The sequence below is a fragment of the Stenotrophomonas sp. SMYL41 genome (assembly GCF_036319965.1).
Lineage (GTDB): Bacteria > Pseudomonadota > Gammaproteobacteria > Xanthomonadales > Xanthomonadaceae > Stenotrophomonas > Stenotrophomonas maltophilia_R.
The window spans coordinates 83,348-104,624 of record NZ_JAWIRX010000008.1 but is presented as its reverse complement, the minus strand read 5'-3'; the positions used below and the strand labels follow the sequence as shown (position 1 = coordinate 104,624).

The window sequence follows — 21,277 nt, the reverse complement described above, 5'->3', positions numbered from 1 at the left end:
CACCTTCAGTCCACCGCGACGGTCTGCAGGATCGCCCGTGCCAGTGCAGGCCCGGAGCTGGCTTCGGCCTCTGCCACCAGGCGATGGCCGGCCACCGCTATGAAAAGGGTCTGCACGTCTTCGGGCACCACATGCCCACGGCCGAGCAGCAGCGCGTGGGCCTTGGCCGCGCGCAGCAGGGCCAGCCCGGCACGCGGTGACAGGCCCACACGTACGCCGGCATGCTGGCGGCTGCGGGTCAGCAATGCCTGCACGTAGTCGATCAGCGCATCGCTGGCGTGCACCTGGCCAACGGCTTCACGCAGTGCACGCACCTGGGTGTCGTCCAGCTTCGGCACCGCGCGTGCGATGAGGTCGCGACGATCGCTGCCACGCAGCAGCTCGCGCTCGGCCTGCGCGCTCGGATAGCCCATCGCCAGCCGCAGCAGGAAACGATCCAGCTGCGAATCCGGCAACGGGAAGGTGCCGGACAGGTCGACCGGGTTCTGCGTGGCGATCACGAAGAACGGGTCGGGCAGCGGATGCGTCTGTCCATCCAGGGTGACCTGCTGCTCGGCCATCGCTTCCAGCAACGCGCTCTGCGTGCGCGGTGGTGCACGATTGATCTCATCGGCCAGCAGCACGTGAGTGAACACCGGGCCGGGGTGGAACTGGAACTGACGGCTGCCAGCCTCGTACACCGATACGCCAAGCACATCGGCCGGCAACAGGTCGGATGTGAACTGCACGCGCTGGAAGCTGAGCCCGAGGCTGCTGGCCAGTGCATGCGCAAGTGTGGTCTTGCCCAGGCCGGGCAGATCCTCGATGAGCAGGTGGCCGCCGGAAAGCAGGGCGACAAAGGCCAGCCTGACTTCCGGCACCTTGCCCAGCACCAGTGCGTTCACCTGATCCTGTGCCTCCCGCAGGGCCTGGCGCAGTTGATCGGTTAGCATGCTGGGATTGGGGGACGAGGCAGGCATGATCGTCTCAGGTCTGGAATCCATTCGATTATCCATAGAGCAATGCAAGGCGAACAGCGCGCGCGGACAATATTTCTCTGGTTATGGACGCTGATCACAGCGGCCAAGCTGGTGGTGGCTGCGCGCCTGCCCCTGTTTGTCGACGAGGCGTTCTATTGGCAGGAGGGCCAGCACCTGGCCGCCGCCTATTCCGACCTGCCAGGGCTGACGGCGTGGCTGGCGCGCCTGGGCGTGGAGATCGGTGGCCATCACGTGCTCGCATTGCGCCTGCCATTCCTGGCCATCGGTGCGCTGCTGCCGTTGCTGGTGGTGCGCATTGCCACGCGCTGGTTCGGCAACGTCGCCGGGTGGCAGGCGGGCAGCCTGACCCTGCTGATGCCGCTGTCGGCCACCCTGGGCCTGCTGGCCGTACCGGATGTGCCGATGGCGCTGGCGGCGGTGATCTGCCTGCACGCCGGTGCCCGCCTGCTGCACAACGTGGATGCGTCGTCGGCGATGAAGCTGGCGCTGGGCCTGCTGATCGGCGCGCTCAGCCACTACCGATTCATTGGTGTCATCGGTGTCGGCTTCATTGCGTTGCTGGCGCTGCCGCAGGGCCGCCGCATGCTGGCCGACCCGCGCGTATGGGTGGCGATCGCAGTGGGCGTACTGGCCTGGCTGCCGTTGCTGGCCTGGAATGCGGACAACCATGATGCCGGCCTGAAGTTCCAGGTGGTCGAACGCCACCCGTGGACGTTCGAGTGGGAGGGGCTGTGGTTCCTGGTGATCCAGCCGATGCTGGTGACGCCGATCCTGTGCATCGCGATGTGGAAGGTCGCCCTGGCGGGTACCCGCAGCGGTGGTGGTGCGCGGGTGCAGTGGCGCTATTTCGGCCTGGTGGGTGGGGTGTCGACGCTGGGCATCTTCCTGCTGGGCTTCTTCACCGATGTCGAGCGGATCAGTTTCCACTGGCCGTTGCCGGGCTACCTGGCGCTGCTGGTAGCCGTGCCGGTAGTCCTCAATGGCTGGCCGCGCTGGTTGCGCCGTACCGGCTGGTGGCTGGCGGCTGCAGGTACCGTGCTGGCCTTCGGCTACTACCTGATGGCGTCCACGCCGGCACTGCGCGAGCAGATGGCCGGCAGCAAGTATTACCCGCGCAACTTTGCCGGCTGGCAGCCACTGGCCGTGGCGGTGCGCGACGAACTGCGGCAGATGCCGCCGGGCACGCGTGTGCTGGCGGGCAACTTCAAGGTCGGTGCCGAACTGGGCTTCCAGCTGGGCAGTGGTGATATCGAGGTGTTGCCGCATCCGCTCAACGACAAGCATGGGCGGACCGCACAGCTGGCGCAGTGGGGCCTGCTGCACGAGGGCCCGCGCCGCGCGCCGATGCTGCTGGTGCTGTCGCCCAGCGACCAGCGCTACCGTGAGCTGCTGGCGCGCTATCACGCCATCTGCGAGCAAGTGGGGCCGCTGCCGGCGCCGCGCGTGGTCAGCAGCGATCATGGCTTCCAGCGCTTCCTGCTGTTCCGGCTGCCGGTGCAGCGTGCGCAGGGGCCGTGCGTGACGCCGGCGATGGCCTGGCTGGATGCGCCGTCCAACGGCGAAAAGGTCTCCGGGACGCTCGCCATCAAGGGCTGGGCATTCAAGGATGGCGTCGGGTTGGCGCGCATCGAAGTGCTGGTCGATGGCCGTTCGATCGGTGATGCGCGCTACGGGCGCATGTTCGACATCCGCCACACCTGGCCGGACAGCACCGATCCGCAGCATCCGGCGGTGGGCTTCGATGCATCGCTGGATACCACCACGCTGGCGCCGGGCCGGCATTGGCTTGGCCTGCGCCTGCACGGGCGCGACGGCAGTGTGGAGCAGTGGCAGGAGCAGCCGTTCGAGGTTCGTTGAGTCCTGCTGTGGTGGAGTCGAGCCGCGCTCGACTGCTTCTGTTCCGGAGGGCAGGGGCCAGCAAAAGCAGCCGTGGCTCGACTCTGCCGTTCGGGGCGGCGCGAATCCCGCTGTTCAGGGCACGGCGAACCCCGCCTGGCGCAGCAGGCCGCACAGCGCGATCAGCGGCAGGCCGACCAGCGCGGTCGGGTCGCGGTTGTCGATCGCCTCGAACAGGCTGATGCCCAGGCCCTCGCACTTGAAGCTGCCGGCGCAGTCCAGCGGCTGCTCGGCCGCGACGTAGCGGGTGATCTCCTGCGGGTCCAGCGCGCGGAAGCGCACTTCGGTCAGGTCCAGGGCGGCGAGGCATTCTCCATCACGCCTGAGACTGATCGCTGTGTGAAAGCGCACCGTCTGCCCGGACATCGCCATCAGCTGCGCACAGGCCGCATCGACGGTGCCGGGCTTGCCCAGCGGCTGGCCGTTCAGGTCCGCCACCTGGTCCGAGCCGATTACCCAGGCACCCGGGTAGCGGGCGGCCACTTCGGCGGCCTTGGCGGCGGCCAGGCGCGTGGCCAGGGCCAGCGGAATCTCGGCGCCCAGAGGGGTTTCATCCACGTCCGGGCGTGCACAGTCGAAGGGCAGGCCCAGCCGTTCCAGCAGTTCGCGACGGTAGCGGGAGGTGGAGGCCAGAACCAGTGGCATGCGACAATACCGGGACAGGGCACGGCAGTCTGGCCCCTTCACGACGCCAGCGGCAAGCCCTGTATGGCGGGCATTTGACAGCGGACGACGCGATCCTTAGTATTCAGCGGCTTATGTCCGCGAACGTGCCCGAAACGCTGGATGCCTGGCGGATGGTTGTAGCGCGAAGGCGCTTCGACGGTCAGGTCTCCCTGGCTGAATTGACCCGCCTGCAGGGGTTGGTCGCAGATACCGACGGCGAGTGTGCCTACTCGCTTGAATTCGGTCGCGACGACGTCTTGCGGGTATCCTATGTGGAACTGACCATCGACACCGCGTTGCCGCTGACCTGTCAGCGCAGCATGCAGCGATTCCTGTTGCCGGTGAAGGTGACCCAGAGGCTTGGCCTGATCCGCGACGAGGACGAGGAATCGTCCCTGCCGGAGGAATACGAGGCGTTGCTGGTGCCCGAAGACGGCCAGCTCCGCCCGCTGGACCTGGTCGAGGACGAGTTGGTGCTGGCGGTGCCTGTGGTGCCGCTGTCGCCCGACGGTGAGGCAGTCGACAAGGACTGGGCGCCGAGCGAAGAAGAAACGAAGAAGGCCAACCCGTTTGCGGCGTTGGCAGCACTGAAGAAACAATAGCAGCCGGATTGTCGTCGGCGGCTGCGGCGAAAGCGAAAGTGTGCTGGGCGCTGGCGTCCTGCGCGACGATACGACGAAGCAAATCGAACCGAGTTTGGAGCAATCCCATGGCTGTGCAGAAATCCCGTGTCACCCCGTCCCGCCGCGGCATGCGTCGTGCCCATGACGCCCTGAGCGCCAAGCAGCTGTCGACCGACCCGACCACCGGCGAAGTGCACCTGCGTCACCACATCACTGCCGATGGTTTCTACCGCGGCAAGAAGGTCATCCAGACCAAGACCTCGGCCGTCGAAGAAGATTGATGTGCCGGGAAGGCCGCTGCCTCCGGGCAGCGGCCTTTGCCTTCTTTCCCGGGTGTGCCGGTGATCGGCGGCCCGCGCAACAGGAAACATGATGAGCAAGCGGATCTATTCGAGGATCGCGGGCACCGGTAGCTATTTGCCGGAAAAAGTCCTGACCAACGCCGACCTGGAAAAAATGGTCGAAACCTCGGATGAGTGGATCCAGTCGCGCACCGGAATTCGTGAACGGCACATCGCGGCCGAAGGCGAAACCACCAGCGACCTTGGCTACAACGCCGCCCTGCGCGCGCTTGAAGCCGCAGGCATCGATGCCTCGCAGCTCGACATGATCGTGGTCGGCACGACCACCCCTGATCTCATTTTCCCGTCCACCGCGTGCCTGATCCAGGCCAAGCTCGGTGTGGCCGGGTGCCCCGCCTTCGACGTCAACGCAGCCTGTTCGGGCTTCGTGTTCGCGCTGGGCGTGGCCGACAAGTTCATCCGTTCCGGCGACTGCAGGCACGTGCTGGTGATCGGCACCGAAACGCTGACCCGCATGGTCGACTGGAACGATCGCACCACCTGCGTGCTGTTCGGTGATGGCGCTGGCGCTGTCGTGCTGAAGGCCGACGAAGAGACCGGCATCCTCAGCACCCACCTGCATGCCGATGGCAGCAAGAAGGAGCTGCTGTGGAACCCGGTCGGCGTTTCGACCGGCTTCAAGGACGGCGCCAACGGTGGTGGCACCATCAACATGAAGGGCAACGACGTGTTCAAGTACGCCGTCAAGGCGCTGGACTCGGTCGTGGACGAGACCCTGGCCGCCAACGGCCTGGACAAGTCCGACCTGGATTGGCTGATCCCGCACCAGGCCAACCTGCGCATCATCGAAGCGACCGCCAAGCGGCTGGACATGTCGATGGACCAGGTCGTGGTGACCGTCGACAAGCACGGCAACACTTCGTCCGGCTCGGTGCCTCTGGCACTGGATGCCGCCGTGCGTTCGGGCAAGGTCGAACGTGGCCAGCTGTTGCTGCTGGAAGCCTTTGGCGGCGGCTTCACCTGGGGTTCGGCCCTGTTGCGCTATTGATAGTGCAAGTTACGACAATGTGAAGCTTTGTCGTTGCGGCCCCTTTGGGGCCGCAACGCGTTTGAGGAGGACCTGTCATGGTTGAGCCCATCGTCATCGAAGGGCAGCGTGCCTGGCTGAAGCAGTACGGCAAGGGAAGCCGAGCATTGGCCCTGGGCCTGCTCAATTTCGTCGCCCGCCGTTTCCATCTCGATGCCCTGCGCCCGCCACCGCATCGCGGCGGCGACGCCGCACGCGCAACCGAAGCCCGCCGCCTGGGGGAACTGCAGGCACAGGGCGTGAACGTGCCTGGCGTACTGGGCACCGGCCATGCCGCGCTGGTGATCGGCGACAACGGCAGCTCGTTCAATACCTGCCTGCGTGAAGCCGATGAGGCCGGTCGCGATCGGCTGGTGATGGCGGCAATGCAGGCCATTGCTGAAGCGCATGCCCGCGGTGCCTATTTCGGGCAGCCGTTGCCGCGCAACCTCACCTGGGACGGCGAGAAGGTCGGTTTCATCGACTTCGAGGAAGATCCGCTGGAAGTGATGGATCTGTCCGAAGCGCAGGCCCGCGACTGGCTGATGTTCGGCTATGGCGTGGCCAAGTACTACGCAGACCGCCCTGAGCGTCTGCAGGGGATGATGGCCGAAGCGATGGGCGACGTTCAGGCGCCGGTGCGCGAGCACGTGCATGCGGTCAGTGGCCGCCTGCGCAGCCTGGCCAGAGTGTGCATGAAGCTGGGCCGTTCGGCGCGCGCGCTGGCCCATTCGATCTTCATCACCCATGGCGCCAGTACTGCAGGCGTTCTGATGCTGCTGGGCCTGTGCGTGGATTTCCTCGCCGACGGCGATCTGGACGTCCTGCAGCTGTTCTGCTGATGGCTGATAGGGGTCAGATCCCTTTTCCTGCGGAAAAGGGATCTGACCCCGTTGCGCTTGCCCGGCCGCCCACCATACGCGTGCATACGCGCACGTACAGACGACACGGCATGTTCCCCCTTATGATGGCCCGCTTCGATTGCAACAAGCGGATGACCGCGTGACCGTATCCACCCTCGCTTTTGTCTTCCCCGGCCAGGGCTCGCAGTCTGTGGGCATGGTGGCCGAGCTGGCCGAACTGCACCCGCAGGTGCGTGAAGCCTTCACCGAGGCATCCGATGGTGCCGGCGTCGACCTGTGGGCGCTGTCCCAGGGTGGCCCGGAGGAAATGCTCAACCGTACCGAATACACCCAGCCGGCCCTGCTGGCCGCCAGCATCGGCGTGTGGCGCGCCTGGAGCGCCGTGGGCGGTCCGCGCCCGTCGGTGCTGGCCGGCCACAGCCTGGGCGAGTACACCGCCCTGGTCGCCGCGGGCGCATTGAGCCTGCATGACGGTGCGCACCTGGTGCGCCTGCGCGGCCAGCTGATGCAGGACGCCGCACCGGCCGGTGTCGGTGCCATGGCCGCCGTGCTCGGCGCCGAGGACCAGTTGGTGCTGGACGTCTGTGCTGAAGCGGCAGGCAGCCAGGTGGTGGTGCCGGCCAACTTCAATTCGCCGGGCCAGATCGTGATCGGTGGCGACGCCGACGCCGTTGACCGTGCGCTGGCGCTGCTGGCCGAAAAGGGCGTGCGCAAGGCGGTCAAGCTGGCCGTGAGCGTGCCCTCGCACACCCCGTTGATGCGCGAAGCCGCCAACCGCCTGGCCGAAGTGATGGCCGGCCTGGCCTGGCAGGCGCCGCAGCTGCCGGTGGTGCAGAACGTCGACGCCAAGGTGCATGACGGCATTGATGCGATCCGTACCGCGCTGGTGCAGCAGCTGTACCAGCCGGTGCAGTGGACCGGATGCGTGCAGGCGCTGGCCGGCCGTGGCGTCACCCAGATCGCCGAGTGCGGCCCGGGCAAGGTGCTGACCGGCCTGGTCAAGCGCATCGACAAGGCCATCGACGGCCGTTCACTGGCCACTCCGGGCGACTTCGAAGCTGCCCGCGAGGCATGGTCGGCCTGATACCCCCTGTTCCTGCCGCCCGTGCCGGTGGCCGCTGCAAGCGGCACGGGTGCGGCGGCCGTCCCAGCCTGAGGAAAACATCATGAGCAAGCCCCTGCAGGGTGAAATCGCACTGGTCACCGGCGCCAGCCGTGGCATTGGTGCCGCCATTGCCGATCTGCTGGCCGCCCAGGGCGCCACCGTCATCGGCACCGCCACCACCGAATCCGGCGCTGCCGCGATCGGTGAGCGCCTGGCCGCCCACGGCGGTCACGGCCGCGCGCTGAACGTCACCGACGCCGCCGCGCTGGACAGCGTGCTCGATGGCATCGCCAAGGAATTCGGCCCGATCTCGATCCTGGTCAACAACGCCGGCATCACCCGCGACAACCTGCTGATGCGCATGAAGGACGAGGACTGGGCGTCGATCATCGACACCAACCTGACCAGCGTGTTCCGCACCAGCAAGGCGGTGATGCGCGGCATGATGAAGGCGCGCAAGGGCCGCATCATCAACATCGCATCGGTGGTGGGCGTGACCGGCAATGCCGGCCAGGCCAACTACGCTGCGGCCAAGGCCGGCATCATCGGCTTCAGCAAGTCGCTGGCCAAGGAAATCGGTTCGCGCGGTGTCACCGTCAATGTTGTCGCACCCGGCTTCATCGACACCGACATGACCAAGGCGTTGCCGGAAGAAGCGCGTACCGCGCTGATCAACGACATCGCCCTCGAACGCCTGGGTTCGCCGGAAGACATCGCCCATGCGGTGGCCTTCCTGGCCGGCCCGGCTGCCGGCTACATCACCGGCGAAACCCTCCATGTGAACGGCGGCATGTACATGCCGTAAGCAAGGGGCGCAGGGATTGCGCCGCAAGTGGTTGATCTGCGAGGGTTTTTGCTGCAATGCAAGGCCGCGTCGGTTTCCACTACACTATCCCACGGCCATCGCCTTTGATGGCGACCACTTTTGAACCACAACTCCATCTGGAGCGAGATCCCATGAGCACCATCGAAGAACGCGTCAAGAAAATCGTCGTCGAACAGCTTGGCGTCAAGGAAGAAGAAGTCACCAACAGCGCATCGTTCGTCGATGACCTGGGCGCTGACTCGCTGGACACCGTTGAGCTGGTGATGGCCCTGGAAGAAGAATTCGAGTGCGAGATCCCGGACGAAGAAGCCGAGAAGATCAGCACCGTGCAGGCCGCCATCGACTACATCAAGGCCCACGTCAAGGCCTGATGTCAGACGGCAGTGCGCGCGCGGGCCACGCTCGCCGCGCACCGCACCCCATGGGGCCGCTGTTGCGGCCCCGTGTGTTTGAGCATCACACCGAAGCAAACCGAGTTGCCCGTTGAAATCATCCGGGCCAGGAGAATCAGCAATGAAGCGTCGCGTCGTCGTAACCGGCCTGGGTATCGTCTCGCCGTTGGGCAATGATCTGGCCAGCAGCTGGGAAGGCATCACCCAGGGTCGTTCGGGCATCGGTCCGCTGACCAACGTTTCTGATGCCTATCTGGATCGGTTCACCACCAAGATTGCAGGTGAGGTCAAGGGATTCGACATCACCGCCGACAATGAACTGTTCGGCAAGTTCCGGGTCAGCGGCAAGGATGCCAAGAAGATGGACCCGTTCATCCATTACGGCCTCGGTGCCTCGTTCATGGCCCTGCATGACTCGGGCCTGGAAATCACCGACGCCAATGCCGATCGCATCGGCGCCATTGTTGGCGCCGGCATCGGCGGCCTGCTCGGCATCGAAGAGCAGACCATCGAGTTCCACGAGGGCAAGAAGATCTCGCCCTTCTACGTGCCCAAGACCATCATCAACATGCTGCCGGGCCAGCTGAGCATCATCACCGGCCTGAAGGGCCCGTCGTTCTCGGCGGTGTCGGCGTGCGCGACCTCGAACCATTCGATCGGTACCGCGATGCGCATGATCCAGTACGGCGATGCCGACGTGATGGTGGTCGGCGGTGCCGAGCGTGGCTCCTCGCCGACCGCGGTGGGCGGATTCTGCGCGATGAAGGCCATGAGCACCCGCAATGACGCTCCGGAACAGGCTTCGCGCCCGTGGGACAAGGACCGCGACGGCTTCGTGCTGGGCGACGGTGCCGGCATCCTGATCCTGGAAGAGTACGAGCATGCCAAGGCGCGCGGCGCGAAGATCTACTGCGAACTGGCCGGCTTCGGCGCCAGCTCCGACGCGTACCACATGACCGCACCGAGCGAGAACGGCGAAGGCGCCGCCCGCTGCATGGTCATGGCCATGAAGGACGCCGGTGTCACCCCGGAACAGGTCGGTTACCTCAACGCGCACGGCACCTCCACGCCGCTGGGCGACCTGGGCGAGACCATGGCGATGAAGACCGCCTTCGGCGACCACGCCTACAAGATGATGGTCAGCTCCACCAAGTCGATGACCGGCCACCTGCTGGGCGCTGCCGGCGGCGTGGAAGCGATCTTCTCGGTGATGGCGCTGCAGGACAACGTCATTCCGCCGACCATCAACCTGCAGCAGCCGGGCGAAGGCTGCGACCTGGACTACGTGCCCAATGAAGCACGCCAGGCCAAGGTCGACGTGGTGATGTCCAATGGCTTCGGTTTTGGCGGCACCAACGGCACGCTGATCTTCAAGCGCGTCTGACCGAGTTGTACAGTCGAGCCATGCTCGACTGAACGTGCGTTACGCACGAGGAGGCCGCCGCAAGGCGGCTTCCGTGCATCTGAACCCCTGAACTGGCTGCCATGACCCACGCACCGCTGATCCACCCGCTGCCGCACCCGATCGATCTGCTTGCCCTGCAGCAGCACGACCCGGCACGCTTCCCGCTGCTGATGGAATCCACCGCCTCGGGCACCGCCCAGGGCCGCTGGAGCCTGCTGCTGGCCGCGCAGGGCGATGGCCTGCGGCTGGATGCCGATGGCCAGGTGCGCGACCAGCACGATGCGGTACACGCCGGCAGCTTCCTGCAGGTGCTGGATCGTGCCTGGCAGCGCGAACGCCTGCCGCATGATGGCAGCCACAGCCTGCCGTTCCGCGGCGGCTGGGCGTTGATGCTCGATTACGAAGTGGCCAGCCAGATCGAACCGGTGCTGCCGGCGCGTGCGCGCGAGGACAGTCGCCCGACCGCGCTGGCGCTGCGCTGTCCGGCCGCGGTGCTGCACGACCACCACAACGAGGCCAGCTTCGTCATCGCCGAAGCTGGCGAGCAGGCGTTGCTGGATGCGCTGGTGGCACTGGCCTCGGCCACGCTGCCCGAAGCCGGGCAGGGCTGGCAGCCGCCGCAGTCGGTGGGCGAGGATGCGCCGCAGCGCTTCACCGACGGCGTGCGCCGGGTGATCGAGTACCTGCGTGCCGGCGACGTGTTCCAGGTGAACCTGTCACGGCGCTGGAGCGCGCAGTTCGCCGCCCCGGTCAGCCCGCAGGCGCTGTACGCGCAGCTGCGCCGCGCCAACCCGGCACCGTTCGCCGGCCTGTTCAGCGCGCACGGCCGCCATGTGGTCAGTTCCTCGCCAGAGCGGCTGGTGTCGGTGCATGCCGGCCATGCGCAGACCCGTCCGATTGCCGGCACGCGTCCGCGGTTTGAAGGCGATGACGATGCCGCGCGCATCCAGGAGCTGGTCGGCCACCCCAAGGAGCGTGCCGAGCATGTGATGCTGATCGACCTGGAACGCAACGACCTGGGCCGCATCTGCCTGCCCGGCACCGTGGTGGTCGATGAGTTGATGACGGTGGAGAGCTACGCGCATGTGCACCATATCGTCAGCAACGTCAGCGGCCACCTGCGCCCGGAGGTCACTCCCGGCGAGGTGATCGCCGCCACGTTCCCCGGTGGCACCATCACCGGCTGCCCCAAGGTGCGCTGCATGCAGATCATCAGCGAGCTGGAGCAGGTGCCGCGCGGCGCCTACACCGGCGCGTTCGGTTGGTTGAACCGCGATGGCGACCTGGACCTGAACATCCTGATCCGCACCGCCGAAGTGGATGGCCACGAGGTGCGCTTCCGCACCGGCGCCGGCATCGTGGTCGACTCGGACCCGGACAAGGAACTGGACGAGACCCGCGCCAAGGCCCGCGGCCTGCTGCGCGCGCTGGGCCAGCAGGGGTAGTGTCGGCCGCTGGCCGGCAACCCCATTCCCCCACGGTGGGTGCCGACCTTGGTCGGCGCGGATGCCTCCATGGCCGTTCATCCACGCATGGCGTGGATCTACTGATGGCCGCGCCGGATGGGGCGCTTGGTGGGTGCCGACCGTTGGTCGGCACGGGGGTGTGTCCCCGGTCATGACCCCAATCCACCGGCACGGTATCCTGCACGACGGAATCGAGTTCAGAGGTAGTCCATGGCGGGAGCCAAGCGCGGGTGTCTGTTCGTGGTAACGCTGGTGGTGGTGCTGGCCGCCGTCGTGGCCGGTGCGGGCGCGTGGTTCTTCTACCAGCAGACCCGGTTCGCCGACGCCCCGATCACCCCGACCGCCGAGAGCATGGTCATCGCCAGCGGCGATGGCATGAACAGCGTGCTGCGCAAGCTGCGCGATGCCGGCGTGGACGAGGGCCAGGACACCCAGTGGCAGCTGTTGGCGCGCCAGCTTGATGCCGCCGGCAAGCTGAAGGTGGGTGAGTACGCGCTCAGCGGCGACCTGACCCCGCGCGAGCTGCTGCTGCGCATGCGCGCCGGCAAGGTGCTGCAGCACCGCGTCACCATCGTGGAGGGTTGGAATATCCGCCAGCTGCGTGCCGCGCTCAAGCGCGCCGAGCCGCTGCTGCACACCACCGACAATCTTGATGACGCCGCGTTGATGCAGCGTCTCGGTTTCGGTGGCCAGCATCCGGAAGGCCGCTTCCTGCCGGAGACCTACGTCTACCAGCGCGGCGACAGCGACCTGGACGTGCTCAAGCGCGCCCATGCCGCGATGGAGAAGGCGCTGGATGAGGCGTGGGAAAGCCGCGCGCCAGACCTGCCGATCAACACGCCCTACGAACTGCTGACGATGGCGTCGATCATCGAGAAGGAAACCGCGTTGGCCAGCGAACGCCCGCAGATTGCCGGCGTGTTCATGCGCCGCCTGAAGATCGGCATGCGCCTGCAGACCGATCCGACCGTGATCTACGGCATCGGCGCTGCGTATGACGGCAACATCCGCCGCCGCGACCTGACCACCGATACGCCCTACAACACCTATACCCGTGCCGGCCTGACCCCGACCCCGATTGCCATGCCCAGCCGCGATGCGCTGATGGCGGCTGCACAGCCGGCACCGGGCGACGCGCTGTACTTCGTCGCCGTGGGCGATGGCAGTGGCGCGCACGTGTTCTCGCCCAGCCTGGACCAGCACAACGCCGCAGTGGCCCGCTACCTGCAGCAGCTGCGCCAGCAACGTACCCAGGAGACCCCGGCGCAATGAGTCCCGCGCTGCTTCGCCACCCCCGTTTCGTCAGCCTGGAAGGCGGCGAGGGCGCGGGCAAGACCACCGCCATCAATGCCATCCGTGACTGCCTGCGCAGCCACGGCCACGAGGTGGTACTGACCCGCGAGCCGGGCGGTACGCCGCTGGCCGAGCGCATCCGCGGCCTGGTGCTGAAGCCCGATGCCGAGATCGCTGCCGAACCGCTCAGCGCCGAAGCCGAGCTGCTGCTGGTGTTCGCTGCACGTGCGCAGCACGTGCGCCAGGTGATCCAGCCGGCACTGCAGCGCGGTGCCTATGTGCTGAGCGATCGCTTCACCGATTCCAGCTATGCCTACCAGGGCGGTGGCCGCGGGCTCGATCCGCAGTGGATTGCCGACCTGGAACGACGCGCGGTGGGCCTGCTGCCGGGCCTGACCCTGCTGCTGGACGTGGACGTGGCAGTGGGCCGCGCACGCGCCAATGGCCGCGACCTGTGGCCGGACCGCATCGAGAGCGAACAGGACGATTTCTTCCAGCGCGTGCGCGAAGTATTCCGCAGCCGCGCGCAGCAGGACCCGCAGCGCTTTGCGTTGATTGATGCGGGCCAGGAGCAGGCGCGCGTGGCCGCTGATGTGGTCGCGCGTGTCGAACGCTGGCTGCAGGGCGGGGAGGGCGCATGAGTCCCTTTTCACCATGGCAGCAGCGCGCGTTCGACCAGACCGTGGCCGCGCTCGATGCCGGTCGCCTCGGCCATGGCCTGCTGATCTGCGGTCCGGCCGGGCTGGGCAAGCGCGAGGTGGCGTTGGCATTGGCCGACCACGTGCTGGCGCGCGGCGATGCCGCGCATGCCACGCGCACGCGCCAGCTGATCGCTGCCGGTACCCATCCTGACCTGCAGCTGGTCAGCTTCATTCCGAACAAGAGCGGCGACAAGCTGCGCACCGAGATCGTCATCGAGCAGGTGCGCGAGATCACCGACAAGCTGGCGCTGACCCCGCAGTACGGCGTGGCGCAGGTGGTGATCGTCGACCCCGCCGATGCGATCAATCGCTCGGCGGCCAACGCGTTGCTGAAGACGCTGGAAGAGCCGCAGCCCGGGCGCTACCTGTGGCTGATCAGCAGCGATCCGGCGCGCCTGCCGCAGACCATCCGCAGCCGTTGCCAGCGCCTGGAATTCAAGTTGCCGCCGCCGCACGAAGCGCTGGCCTGGCTGCAGCAGCAGGGCCACAGCGAAGCATCGGCGCGCGAAGCGCTGGAGGCTGCGCGCGGCCATCCCGGCCAGGCCGACAACTGGCTGCGCGAAGATGGCCTGAGCCTGCGCCGTGAAGTGGGCCGCGAGCTGGAACAGCTGGCCGCCGGCAAGACCGGTGCGGTGGAGCTGGCGCAGAAGTGGTGCGGTGACGACAACGCGGCGCTGCGCCTGCGCTTCGCTGCCGACCTGGCGCTGGCCCAGGCCAGCACCGATGCCTTGACCACGCCGGAGCGATTGCACAAGCTTGCAGCCTGGTTCGACGCTGCCAACCGCACCCGCGACCTGCTGCGCACCACGGTGCGCGCAGACCTTGCGGTGGTCGAGTTGCTGCTGGCCTGGAACAAGGTGAACGAGCGGCCTGCCGCAAGGGGAAATCGATGAGTGCCAGCAACGCCCGCCAGGGCATCCTGTCCCTGGCCGTGAAGGACAAAGCCGCGCTGTACAGCGCGTACATGCCGTTCGTGAAGAACGGTGGCATCTTCGTGCCCACGCCCAAGCGCTACTTCCTGGGCGACGAGGTGTTCCTGCTGCTGACCCTGCCCGATTCCAGCGAGCGCCTGCCGGTGGCCGGCAAGGTGATCTGGGTGACCCCGGCCGGGGCGCAGGGCAACCGCACCGCCGGCATCGGCGTGCAGCTGGCCGACGGTGCCGAAGGCGAGGGCGTGCGCCACAAGATCGAGACCCTGCTGGCCGGGCTGACCGGCTCGGACAAGCCGACCCATACGATGTGATTGCGGTTGCGCCGGGCCATGCCCGGCGCGTGTGGGAACGCGCATGAACACGAATGTGAAAAGTGTTGACGGCCTCTGAAAAGCCCCTATAATGAGCGGCTCAGCAACACACCGGGCGGTTAGCTCAGCGGTAGAGCATTGCCTTCACACGGCAAGGGTCACAGGTTCGATCCCTGTACCGCCCACCATGTTGCAGAACGAAAGAAGCCTCCAGCAATGGGGGCTTTTTTGTTGCCTGCGATCCAGCAAGATCAGCTGAAAGCGCACACCGTTTCAGCCGTGTCCGTCCAGCAGCGCGCGCGCGATCATCGCCGTGGCATCCAGCAGGTCCTGACCGCTGCCGGCCCGCACCACCACCGCCAGCAGGCTACGGCCCACCTCGGCATTGCCGCTGGTCAGCTCCATCTCGCCTTCAAAGCACAGATCGGCCAACCATTCGTGGGCCTGCTGCAGCCCGCGCTTGCGGACACGGCGGAACTCCGCGAGCAGCTTCGCCTGGCCGGCCTCCTGCTGCCCATCGGCCAGCAGGCCGATGGCACCGCCGTGCGCCGCGCGCCAGAGGGCCGGTAGCGGGCGACCGTTCGCGTCCACCACGTCCGCCGAGAACTGCGCGCAGTACATCTCGTAGCGCTTGCCCACCGTGCTGCTGGGCGCGATGCCGGCCTCGGCCAGCAGGCGTTCGGCTTCATCCAGTTTGCTGAACTTCAAGCGCAGCAGTGCAGGGCGGCTCAGTTGTTGTGCCAGCGCGTGCTGGTTGGCGGCGAACCAGACGTTCCAGCCCACGGTTGCGCGGCCTTCCAGTGCGGCCTTGAAGTATTCCAGGTGTTCGGCGTCCATTGCGGTCTCCTGCGCTCCCTGCGCGATTGTAGCGGGCGCACATCCGGGCCGGTCAGGCATCGCCGCTGGAGAGGCAATGATGTGCCTCGCGCACCAACTGTCGTGCGGCCACGATCAGTCCGTCGATATGGAAGGCGCCCAGCTGTTCGTCCGGGCCGCCTTCGTTGCGCGCATGGTCGGCGGCTTGCAGCAGATCGAGCACTGCGCCGAGCCCAGATAGCGAGCGGCGCAACGAAGCGTGATTGCTGGCGCCGAGGGTGAGGCTGGTGCACGGCTGTCCGTCATCACCGTCGGCATGGTTGATCGCATTGAGACGGGCGAAGAACGTGGCCGACTGCGCCGGCAGGTTCTGTTCGTTCAGTGCGCACTCGATCTCACGCGCAAGGCCCTCGGGCACGTCGGTGGCGACGTCACCGATCAGGGCGAATAGGCGGGGATGGACGGCTGTTCGGTTGGTCATGGCGAAACCCTCATTGGCGTAAGGCCACCTTCCGGAGTGAAGGTGGCGGACGGTGCGGGTTGGCGTACCGAGGCTGAAAAGCTCACAGGGAGAAAAAGCCCGGCGGATCTTGCGATCCCCACACACCGCCCGCCATTGAAGGCAATCGGTGCATTCTCTTTGCTGCGATCCATATCGCAACATCCTGTGAGCCTGTTCGTTTATTCGAGACGCCAATCCCGGCCAAGGCGTCTTGCCCCGGCGCGGCGATCTTCAAGCCGGGCAATCACATCGGTCTGTAAGGAAAATTCTCAACTGTCCCTAGGCAGGCCAGGCGTTTCCCGATGTGTGCCGTCCAGCACCCGCGAGTAGTGCGGCCGATCACTGATGGCGCACATCGCCGCCCATGCCGACCGTGCACAAGACGACTCCACAGCGGAGCCACCACGGCAATCGCGTCACCCCGCGCGGCGGAGGCGGGACCATGCCACGCATGGAGCCAGAGGGTTCCACCCCTGCGCTGTCCCACCGCCCCGGGCAGGCGTAGTCTCAGCCCGTTGCCATGCCCATCCACCCTGGAGTGCCACCATGCCGCTCGCCCGCATCGATCTTCGCAAAGGTAAATCCGCCGACTACCTGCAACGCGTCGGCGAAACCATCTACCAGGCCCTGCGCGCGGTGGGCGTGCCGGAGAACGATCGCTTCCAGATCTTCCAGGAACACGCGCCTGGCACGCTGATCTACGACCCCGGCTACCTGGGCGTGGACCGCACCGACGATTTCATCTGCATCCAGATCACCTGGAACGAAGGGCGCACGCTGGAGCAGAAGAAGGCGCTGTACGCGGGCATCGCCGAGGGACTGCACGCGGCGGTGGGCATCCGCCGCGAGGATGTGTTCATCAACCTTGTGGAAGTGAAGAAGGAGAACTGGTCCTTCGGTAATGGCGTGGCGCAGTACGTGAGTTGACGCGCGAAACGCAGCCACGCATGGCGTGGATCTACACCTCGCTGCCGACCTGTTCGCCTTCGCTGGCCGGGGCATTGCTGGCCGCTTTCACTGCGTCGGCGCTGTTGGGTTGTTCGCATTCGATGCGGGTGACGTAGCCCTCGCTGCCGATGCTGTGCTCGGCACGCTTGACCAGCCACTGCCCATCCACGCCATCGCGGAAGCCCTGCATCACCACCGTGGCTTCGGCCATCAGTGTCTCGCGGCCGGGTAGGGTGTAGCTGAGCGTCCGCGTCTGCCGTGCCTGTTCGCGATGCTTGGCGCGTGCCGCCGCCTCTGCGCTCTCCCGGTCGGCATAGGCCATGCGCAGGCGCATGATCGGTTCACCGCTGCCCACTTTCACTTCCTGGCGCTTGGCACTGCGCACGTCGCGGTAGTAGGCGATGGTGGTGCCGGCATCGTCGCGGGCGGCGATGGTGACGCGGTAGCTGCTGCCATCGGCCGGCGTAAGGGTCACCTCCGGAATGCGTTCGCCACTGGCCGTGATCGATTCGCCACGTTTGACCATCATCAGCCGGCCGCCGCCCGGCTTGGCGATGGCGTCGTGCTGCTTGGCCAAGCGCAGCAGCAGGTTCATGTCCGACTCCTGCGATTGCACCGTCAGCGGCAGCACGATGGATGCCAGCGACGCACTTACCGCAGCGCTCAGGCCGTGTTCGGCGGCCATCCGCTTGACCATGTCGCCAATCGTCGTGCCTTTTTTCCATGTGCGCGTTTTCTGCGTCTGCAGATCGTTCTTGCCGCCATTGCTGGTTTCAAACGGCGCGGCACGTGCGCGCAGGGTCATGCTGCCGGGATAGCCTGAAATCTCCACCTCGTCGCAGACGTACAGGCCCATGTGCCGCACTTCGCCGTCGTAGCCGATGAAGGCCTCCAGCTCCGCGCCCACCGGCGGAAGCTGGATCGGATCGTTCGGATCGTGGTCGGCCAACTGCAGCTCCAACGTGTCCGAGCTGTTGCCGGTCTCGTCGGTGATGCGCAGTGACTTGAAGCGCGACATGATCTTGTCGGTGATGTCCTGGCTGTTGGCCACCACGCGGAACGCAGGTGCGATGTTCAATCCCACAGCGATACTCCCTTGCGTTCCTTGGCGGGGCGCTGCACGTCCGGCAGGACAATCGCCACGCCAGCCGTGAGCACCGGGCCGCGCGCGGCCAGGCCGGGGTTGGCATCGGACACCGCGCGCAGGATCGCCGGCGATTGCTCGCCATAGTGCGCGTAGGCAACGCGGTCGAGGACATCGCCATCGCGGGTGTTATACGTTCGTGCCATCGCTGTGCTTCCGGAGAGTGAGTGTGAAGTCCTGCTTCTGGATCTGGCAGTCGACGGTGAATTCGCTGGAGGTGACGTCGATTTTCTCGATGACCCACAAACCCAGGTTGCCGCCCTTGCCGGTCAGCAGGCGCTGCGGCTTTCCCTGGGCGGCCAGCCTGCGCAGTTGCGACATCTCGTTGCCAGCGCCACGGAACAGCGGGTAGACAACGCCTGGCAGTGTCATGGTGGCCGAGCCCGGGCCGGTGTACTGCAGTGCAGGTATCTGCCCGACGCGATCCTGGGCCTGCCAGCGGAAATCGTTGGACTGCTGGATCTGATGGAATGCGGCCGTGTTGAGGCTGAACTTGAAGCCGCCCAGCATCAGCAGCACCGGCGCGTTGCCGGAATCATTGCCCTTGAATTGCGACAGCAGCTTGTCCACTGCGCCGGTTACGAACTCGCGCTTCATGCTTAGTTCCTGTCTCCCAGGGTGGCGCGGGCCTGCACGGCCTGCTGGTGCTGCAGCGCGTTGGCGGTACGCCTTGCCAGCGCCTCGCTGGACTCACCCGGTTGCTGGTGGATGGTGATGTTGTTGGTCTGTTGCTGCTGCACCGTGGTGGGGGTGCGTGCGGTGGTAGAGGAGGGCATCGGCGGTGCCTGGCGTCCCTGCTGCGCGCCTCCCAGGTCTGACATGCGGCGCTTGAGACCGTTGTTGTCATTGGTACCGACCGCATATGCAGCACGCGCCATGTCGCCGATGCCGCCACCGCCGTTGGCTGTCATGGAGCCGTAGACCGCCTTGCCCATGTTTGCGCGGTCCATGGCGATGCCCGCACCTTCGACGGCCTTGTCCTTGAGAAAGCCCAGACCGCCTCCCACTTTCTCCGACACCCAACTGATGCCATCGAGCAACGGCTGCAGCTTGCCCATGATCCAGTCGATGGCCGCGCCTGCCGATGCCATGATCGCGTCCCAGGCGCCGCCCAACGTGACGGTGATCCAGCCGGCGGCGATACCCAGCATGTCACCCAGCCAGGCGATGGTCTGAACCACGCCACCGATCACCTGGATGACCAGACGGAAGTTGGCCAGCAATGCCGTGCCCACCAGCGAGCCGATCTCCGCTACGCGCGAAAGTTCGTTGCCGGTGTACTGCGCGGGAGCCAGCATTCTGGAGAGCCAGTCCCATGCCTGGCCCAGCAGCCCGCCGACCGCTTCCCATGCCGGGCGCAGCGGCTCGACGGCGCGCATCAGTTCGCCCATGGCGGTGGTTCCTGCGCCGCTGAGGCCATCCCAGACGCCGCCGAGGAAGGCCTTGATCGGCTCCCAGTACTTGCGCACCAGCAGGGCGCCGGCGGTGATGGCGGCGATGGCGATGGCGATCGGACCACCGCCGATGGCGCCGACGGCGGTGGCGACCACGCGGAACCCCGATGCCAGGCGCATTGCCGTCGGACCGAACTGCCCCATCTGCGCCAGCAGGCTGCCGCCGCGGAACAGCTCGAAGGCCTTCTGCGCCGCCAGGATCGGGCCCTGCAGGAGCGTCCACGCATAGCGGACGCCGAGTACCGCAGTGCGCATGCCCATCAGGCCGACCACGACCTGGGTGGTATTGGCGATCAGCTTCGGGTTTTCCTGCACGAACGACGCAACGCCGTTCAGCAGTTCGGTCAGCTTCACCGCCGCCTCACCCACAGCCGGCAGCAGCGCGCCACCGAAGGCCTTGGACAGGTTGTCGACGGCGATCTTCGCGCCTTCGATCTTTTCCGGGTCGGTCTGCAGCTTGGCCGCGAAGCCGCTGTCGGTGGTGCCCGCCGAGCGGTTGAGCGCCTTGTCGCGGATGCGGATGTACTCATCCCAGTTCTGGATCATCGGACGCACGAAGTTCTGCGCCTGTGCATCGCCGAACAGCTTGCCGATCTTCGTCTGGTCACCGGCGGTGGCTTGGATGATCGCCTGCATCGCCGCGTCGAACGGATTGCCACCGCTGCTCTGCGCTTCGCTGATGATCCTGCGCATGTCCAGCTTGAAGCCTTTCCTGGCACGGGCCTGCAGGTCGGGCGAGAGGATGCTGGCCATGAAGCGCTGCATGTTGCCGGCCGCTTCGTCGGCACCAGCGGCTCCCTGCCGGGCGACATCCAGGGCAGCGCCCATGGTGGCGGCGGCCGCGTTGCCGTGCATCTGCAGCGACTGGAATGCGCTGCCGAGCACCGGGAGTGCACCGGCCATGTCCTTCAGGCCCAGGCCACCGTTCCTGCCTGCCACCACCAGCACATCCAGCGCCGACTGCAGGCCGGCCGGATTGATCTTCAGTGCCTGCTGCAGGCCCGATGCGGCCAACGTGACATCGTCGATGCTCTCGCCGGTAGCGGTGGTGGTGCGGCCGATTGCACCCAGGCTGGACTGCGCGGTCTGCGCATCCAGTCCGGCGGCGACCAGCTGGCTGACCGCCCGCTGCAGCTCGCCCGCGCCCTGGTGGGTGCGGCTGGATTCGGCAAGGATGGTCTGGCCCAGCGCAGCGACCTGTGCGCGGGTCAGGTTGGCGGCGTTGCCGATGGCTTGGTTCTCGCGCGCGAAGCCGGCGGCATTCTCCACCGGTTTGGTCAGCGTGGTGATGGCGCTGCCGAGCATGCCGCGCGCATCGCCGAACGCCGAACCCAGCTTCTCGCGCTTCTCAAGATTCGCTGTGCGCTTGTCCTCGATCCGCTGCAGCGCTTCCTGGGAAGCGCGCAACGCATCGGCCTCGGCACGCATGCGGGCGAACTGGTTGCTCGACCTGCCCATGACATTGAGCTTGCGCTCGAGCTTGTCGGCTTCATCGCCAAGGCGCTTCAGGCCATCGTTGCTGAAGGACAATGCGTCCTGCAACGACCGGGAAACCGAGCCGCCGATCGTGATCGTTGTCGTTTGAA

At 66.5% G+C, this 21,277-nt stretch carries 23 protein-coding genes and 1 tRNA gene; 16 read left to right on the top strand and 8 right to left on the bottom strand.

Annotated elements, in window-relative coordinates:
* Window positions 1–5: 5 nt before the first annotated feature.
* Window positions 6–959: a MoxR family ATPase gene (locus V3B30_RS11410; RefSeq protein WP_262083186.1), complete on the bottom strand. Its 954-nt coding sequence runs from the start codon at window positions 957–959 to the stop codon at window positions 6–8.
* 42 nt (window positions 960–1,001) lie between these two features.
* On the opposite strand from V3B30_RS11410, the gene V3B30_RS11405 reads away from it, so the two are divergent.
* Window positions 1,002–2,837, top strand: a complete 1,836-nt coding sequence (locus V3B30_RS11405) for a glycosyltransferase family 39 protein (protein ID WP_262083187.1) — start codon at window positions 1,002–1,004, stop codon at window positions 2,835–2,837.
* A 114-nt stretch (window positions 2,838–2,951) separates the two neighbouring features.
* On the opposite strand, the gene V3B30_RS11400 is transcribed toward V3B30_RS11405, so the two are convergent.
* On the bottom strand, window positions 2,952–3,521 hold the full coding sequence (locus V3B30_RS11400; RefSeq protein ID WP_100471457.1) for a Maf family nucleotide pyrophosphatase: 570 nt from the start codon (window positions 3,519–3,521) through the stop codon (window positions 2,952–2,954).
* 113 nt (window positions 3,522–3,634) lie between these two features.
* On the opposite strand from V3B30_RS11400, the gene V3B30_RS11395 reads away from it, so the two are divergent.
* The 14 genes from V3B30_RS11395 to V3B30_RS11330 all read left to right on the top strand — a co-directional run bounded on the left by V3B30_RS11395 (window position 3,635) and on the right by V3B30_RS11330 (window position 15,015).
* Window positions 3,635–4,144, top strand: coding sequence for a YceD family protein (locus V3B30_RS11395; protein WP_094001990.1), 510 nt, complete (start codon window positions 3,635–3,637; stop codon window positions 4,142–4,144).
* A gap of 107 nt (window positions 4,145–4,251) precedes the next feature.
* On the top strand, window positions 4,252–4,446 hold the full coding sequence (rpmF, locus tag V3B30_RS11390; RefSeq protein ID WP_004154640.1) for a 50S ribosomal protein L32: 195 nt from the start codon (window positions 4,252–4,254) through the stop codon (window positions 4,444–4,446).
* Window positions 4,447–4,537: 91 nt separating this feature from the next.
* A complete protein-coding gene (locus tag V3B30_RS11385; RefSeq protein ID WP_100471458.1) occupies window positions 4,538–5,515 on the top strand; it encodes a beta-ketoacyl-ACP synthase III in 978 nt (325 codons plus the stop codon).
* 77 nt (window positions 5,516–5,592) lie between these two features.
* Complete coding sequence (locus V3B30_RS11380; protein WP_100471459.1) at window positions 5,593–6,375, top strand: serine/threonine protein phosphatase; 783 nt, start codon at window positions 5,593–5,595, stop codon at window positions 6,373–6,375.
* A gap of 160 nt (window positions 6,376–6,535) precedes the next feature.
* Window positions 6,536–7,480, top strand: a complete 945-nt coding sequence (fabD, locus tag V3B30_RS11375; RefSeq protein WP_100471460.1) for an ACP S-malonyltransferase — start codon at window positions 6,536–6,538, stop codon at window positions 7,478–7,480.
* Window positions 7,481–7,562: 82 nt separating this feature from the next.
* Window positions 7,563–8,306, top strand: a complete 744-nt coding sequence (gene fabG / locus V3B30_RS11370) for a 3-oxoacyl-ACP reductase FabG (protein ID WP_004146899.1) — start codon at window positions 7,563–7,565, stop codon at window positions 8,304–8,306.
* 152 nt (window positions 8,307–8,458) lie between these two features.
* A complete protein-coding gene (acpP, locus tag V3B30_RS11365; protein ID WP_005415509.1) occupies window positions 8,459–8,698 on the top strand; it encodes an acyl carrier protein in 240 nt (79 codons plus the stop codon).
* Between the two features lie 142 nt (window positions 8,699–8,840).
* On the top strand, window positions 8,841–10,103 hold the full coding sequence (fabF, locus tag V3B30_RS11360) for a beta-ketoacyl-ACP synthase II (protein ID WP_100471462.1): 1,263 nt from the start codon (window positions 8,841–8,843) through the stop codon (window positions 10,101–10,103).
* Between the two features lie 101 nt (window positions 10,104–10,204).
* Window positions 10,205–11,569: an aminodeoxychorismate synthase component I gene (locus V3B30_RS11355; RefSeq protein WP_262083188.1), complete on the top strand. Its 1,365-nt coding sequence runs from the start codon at window positions 10,205–10,207 to the stop codon at window positions 11,567–11,569.
* A gap of 231 nt (window positions 11,570–11,800) precedes the next feature.
* Window positions 11,801–12,862 (top strand): endolytic transglycosylase MltG, encoded by a 1,062-nt coding sequence (mltG, locus tag V3B30_RS11350; RefSeq protein ID WP_100471464.1) that lies wholly within the window; start codon window positions 11,801–11,803, stop codon window positions 12,860–12,862.
* The gene (tmk, locus tag V3B30_RS11345; protein WP_164136938.1) at window positions 12,859–13,524 is read left to right on the top strand and encodes a dTMP kinase; all 666 of its coding nucleotides are present in this window, start codon (window positions 12,859–12,861) and stop codon (window positions 13,522–13,524) included. The genes mltG and tmk overlap by 4 nt, the downstream gene beginning before the upstream one ends.
* Window positions 13,521–14,477: a DNA polymerase III subunit delta' gene (locus V3B30_RS11340; RefSeq protein WP_262083189.1), complete on the top strand. Its 957-nt coding sequence runs from the start codon at window positions 13,521–13,523 to the stop codon at window positions 14,475–14,477. The genes tmk and V3B30_RS11340 overlap by 4 nt, the downstream gene beginning before the upstream one ends.
* Window positions 14,474–14,827 (top strand): PilZ domain-containing protein, encoded by a 354-nt coding sequence (locus V3B30_RS11335; RefSeq protein ID WP_005412452.1) that lies wholly within the window; start codon window positions 14,474–14,476, stop codon window positions 14,825–14,827. Before V3B30_RS11340 ends, V3B30_RS11335 begins: the two co-directional genes overlap by 4 nt.
* Before the next feature lie 113 nt (window positions 14,828–14,940).
* Window positions 14,941–15,015 (top strand) — tRNA-Val (locus tag V3B30_RS11330).
* A gap of 85 nt (window positions 15,016–15,100) precedes the next feature.
* Here the strand turns inward: V3B30_RS11330 and V3B30_RS11325 are convergent.
* Together V3B30_RS11325 and V3B30_RS11320 are read right to left on the bottom strand one after the other, a co-directional pair.
* Window positions 15,101–15,664, bottom strand: coding sequence for a hypothetical protein (locus V3B30_RS11325; protein ID WP_262083190.1), 564 nt, complete (start codon window positions 15,662–15,664; stop codon window positions 15,101–15,103).
* Between the two features lie 52 nt (window positions 15,665–15,716).
* The gene (locus V3B30_RS11320) at window positions 15,717–16,124 is read right to left on the bottom strand and encodes a hypothetical protein (RefSeq protein WP_262083191.1); all 408 of its coding nucleotides are present in this window, start codon (window positions 16,122–16,124) and stop codon (window positions 15,717–15,719) included.
* A gap of 567 nt (window positions 16,125–16,691) precedes the next feature.
* On the opposite strand from V3B30_RS11320, the gene V3B30_RS11315 reads away from it, so the two are divergent.
* Entirely contained in the window at window positions 16,692–17,072 is a 381-nt protein-coding gene (locus tag V3B30_RS11315) for a tautomerase family protein (protein WP_262083192.1), read from the top strand.
* A 31-nt stretch (window positions 17,073–17,103) separates the two neighbouring features.
* On the opposite strand, the gene V3B30_RS11310 is transcribed toward V3B30_RS11315, so the two are convergent.
* The 4 genes from V3B30_RS11310 to V3B30_RS11295 are packed head-to-tail and all read right to left on the bottom strand — an operon-like array spanning window position 17,104 to window position 21,221.
* A complete protein-coding gene (locus V3B30_RS11310) occupies window positions 17,104–18,177 on the bottom strand; it encodes a contractile injection system protein, VgrG/Pvc8 family (protein ID WP_262083193.1) in 1,074 nt (357 codons plus the stop codon).
* A complete protein-coding gene (locus V3B30_RS11305; RefSeq protein ID WP_262083194.1) occupies window positions 18,168–18,383 on the bottom strand; it encodes a tail protein X in 216 nt (71 codons plus the stop codon). Before V3B30_RS11305 ends, V3B30_RS11310 begins: the two co-directional genes overlap by 10 nt.
* The gene (locus tag V3B30_RS11300; protein ID WP_262083195.1) at window positions 18,367–18,834 is read right to left on the bottom strand and encodes a phage tail protein; all 468 of its coding nucleotides are present in this window, start codon (window positions 18,832–18,834) and stop codon (window positions 18,367–18,369) included. The genes V3B30_RS11305 and V3B30_RS11300 overlap by 17 nt, the downstream gene beginning before the upstream one ends.
* A 2-nt stretch (window positions 18,835–18,836) precedes the next feature.
* Window positions 18,837–21,221 (bottom strand): phage tail tape measure protein, encoded by a 2,385-nt coding sequence (locus V3B30_RS11295; protein ID WP_262083196.1) that lies wholly within the window; start codon window positions 21,219–21,221, stop codon window positions 18,837–18,839.
* Window positions 21,222–21,277: the final 56 nt, after the last annotated feature.